This window comes from Baaleninema sp., from assembly GCF_049974805.1.
Lineage (GTDB): Bacteria > Cyanobacteriota > Cyanobacteriia > Cyanobacteriales > Geitlerinemataceae > Baaleninema.
In genome coordinates, this window is record NZ_JBNGCO010000223.1 from 1 (window position 1) to 2315 (window position 2315).

General features: G+C 51.5%; 1 protein-coding gene. It reads left to right on the forward strand.

The window, feature by feature from the left end; genetic code table 11:
- Positions 1 to 675: 675 nt before the first annotated feature.
- Positions 676 to 2112, forward strand: coding sequence for a diguanylate cyclase domain-containing protein (locus ACP5D4_RS21455; RefSeq protein WP_428013637.1), 1437 nt, complete (start codon positions 676 to 678; stop codon positions 2110 to 2112).
- Positions 2113 to 2315 lie beyond the last annotated feature (203 nt).

The following is a 2315-nucleotide window of genomic DNA, read 5'->3' on the forward strand; positions in this document are numbered from 1 at the left end:
TAGGTAGGACTTACTTGGCAAGTTTGAGAGCCATCCCCGGAGGCTACGGGGGGCGATCGCCATTCTTACCACAACTTAAATGGTATTGGTATAGCAATCCTAAATGATTGGGGGTAAATCACTTTTTGAAACTTTATTTACTCCATTGGTTTTCTCTAGTAATTACCGCAATTTTCAATATTTTGGGAATTTTGGAGAGGTATAGTCTGATATTTGTAGCTAAACTCGATCGATTTTTTGATATTGCTTGTTTTGTCTTTTTTAGATGTTTTTTTTGTAAATTTGCTTAACAAAAAAATACAAAAAACTCCTTTTAGGCTACTATAGTATTGCGGTTATTATTGAGGTATCGATTAAAATATTTCGTTAGATAAAGCCAGCATTATTCGATGGACTCAGGCGTACCATCGGACAGGCAGTCCGCCCAAAATATCCAAGGCGATCGCCAGAAAAACAAAGCCCGAGAGACAGTGCTTAAAAAAATTAATGAGGCTCCCGTAGTTTATAATTTACAAAGGATTTATTCTCGATCCATTTCATCAAAAATTATAGAAAACATTGTTCCGTGCGTCATCCCAACCCCTGAAGTTCTCAACCGAGAGTTGCGACCTTGTCCAATCCTCGCTCGAACGCTGCTTCCAAATTGTCTTATCGCCATAAGCACCGCAGCCCATCATGAACTCGGTGGATTTACCTCAAACGACCCCCAAACAAATCCAGGGAGACATCTTAGTCGTTGACGATACCCCTGCGAACCTTGCCCTGTTGCGCCAAATGCTATCGGCTCGAGGCTACCGCGTGCGGGTTTCCCGAAGCGGAGAACTGGCTTTAAAATCGGCTTTCGCCATGCCGCCCGATCTCGTCCTGTTGGATATCAAAATGCCGGATATGGACGGTTACGCAGTCTGTCGCGCCCTCAAGGAAAACTGCCACACTCGCCACATCCCCGTCGTCTTTCTGAGCGTGGTGGAATCGACCCACGAAAAAGTCGAAGCGTTTCGTCTCGGCGGCGCGGACTACATCACCAAACCCTTCCAAACGGAAGAAGTCCTGGCGAGAGTCGAACACCAACTGCTGGTGCAACGTCAAAAAATCCAACTGGAGCGAGAAATTCGCGATCGCCAGCGAGTCGAAGCGGTGCTGCGGGAATCTCGAGCCTTACTCTCAGGGGTATTAAACAGTTCCCTCGACGGCGTATCGGCATTTCGAGCCGTGCGCGACGGTCAGGCTCGCATCATCGACTTTCAATGGCTCGTGGCCAATCCCATGGCAGCTCAGACGGTGGGAACGACCCCCACCGACCTCGTGGGGCGGCGTTTGCTCGAGGTTCTGCCCGAATATCGAGAAATCGGCCTGTTTGAGAATTTCGTGGCGGTTGTAGAAACCGGAAAGTCCGTCGAACGGGAAGTGTACTACGAGTCTCCGCGATTCAGCGGTTGGTTGCAAGTGGTCGCAGTCAAACTGGGCAACGGTTTGACCGTGACCGTTCGCAACATCACCGAACGCAAACAAATGGAACTGGCGTTGCACGCGGCCAATATCGAATTGCAAGATCGGGCCAACCACGACGGTTTGACCCAACTGGCTAACCGCCGCCGGTTCGACGAATACTGGTCTCAAATGTGGGAGTACTGCGCCCGTCAGGGTCAACCGCTATCGTTGATTTTGAGCGATGTCGATCGCTTCAAAGCCTATAACGACACCTACGGACACCAAGCCGGAGACCTTTGTTTGCAAAAGGTGGCCGAGGCTTTGCGAGAGACGGTCACGCACCCACGGGATCTCGTAGCGAGATACGGTGGAGAAGAGTTTGCTGTCGTGTTGCCGCAAACCGAAGGTGCCGGGGCGATTCGCGTGGCGCAGCGGTTGCGAAACGCCGTGCGAGACCTGCGAATTCCCCACAAAAGCGGCGGAATCGGCAAGATCGTCACCTTAAGTTTGGGATTGTCGAGTCTGGTTCCCGACGAACGGGGATCGCCGTCTGCGAGCGATGCCATCGCTGCCGCTGATTTAGCTCTGTATCGGGCGAAATCTCAAGGACGCGATCGCCTGTGCTGGCAACTGGTGCGATCGCACTCGGGAGACCGCACAGACACGAACCCGTCCTGCTGAGAAGCTGTGAGAAATTTTCTAACGTTATCTGAAGTTTGAGACGATGGCTCGAGAAAATAGACATCACAGCCGACCTCGTTGTTACTTCGCCTCCGAAAGCACGCCGTTTCGCGATCGCACGCCCCCCCCGTGTCTGCGCTCTAGGTTCTTGACATCCTCACCGCCCTGGAAGGGCGGTGATTCCCAAACCTCGCGATTTGGGT